Source organism: Streptomyces colwelliae (assembly GCF_048158785.1).
Taxonomy (GTDB): Bacteria; Actinomycetota; Actinomycetes; order Streptomycetales; family Streptomycetaceae; genus Streptomyces.
On the sequence record NZ_JBLTJC010000866.1, the window covers coordinates 1 to 727 of the forward strand.

Genomic DNA, 727 nt, shown 5'->3' on the forward strand with positions numbered 1-727 from the left:
CCCCTCACCCCCGACCACATGCTCGGCACGCACGCGCGCCCCGTCGAAGAACACCTCGTTGAACTCACTGGTCCCGGTCAACTGCCGTATGGGCCGCACCTCGACACACCCCGGCTGATCCATCGGCACCAGCAGAAAACTCAACCCCCGATGCCGCCGCGACCCCACCTCGGTCCGAGCCAACACAAAACACCAGTCGGCCTCATGAGCGAGCGAGGTCCAAATCTTCTGCCCGGTGACCCGATAGCTCCCGTCACCGCCATCCCGCACAGCACTGGTCCGCACCCCCGCCAGATCCGACCCGGCCCCCGGCTCGCTGTACCCCTGACACCAGAGTTCGTCCCCCGCGGCAATGGCAGGCAGGAAACGGGACTTCTGCGCATCCGTGCCGTGCGCGATGAGGGTGGGAGCAAGCAAATTCTCCCCGATATGACCGGACCGCGGCGGCGCGGAAGACCGCGCATACTCCTCGGCCCAGGCGACCTGCTGGGTAAGGGTGCCCCGCCGATTCCCATAACCGTCCTCCGGCCAACCCAGCCCGATCCACCCGGCTTTACCGAGAGCACGCTCCCAACTACGCCGATCCTCACCGGCCTCGGCATGCTCCGACAACCAGGCCCGCACATCCGCCCGAAAGCCTTCATCCGCGTCAGTGAATCCAAAGTCCACAGGGCTCTCCCTCACAACACCGGCCAGGTCAGCCACCTAAGGGCCGTCTCTCAGACAC

Annotated in this window: 1 protein-coding gene; it reads right to left on the reverse strand. The window is 66.2% G+C overall.

The features are described from left to right. Nucleotides 1-669 (reverse strand): acyl-CoA dehydrogenase family protein (locus tag ACNFOC_RS54875; protein WP_416966380.1); only part of this gene is annotated, 669 nt, incomplete at its 3' end. Nucleotides 670-727: the final 58 nt, after the last annotated feature.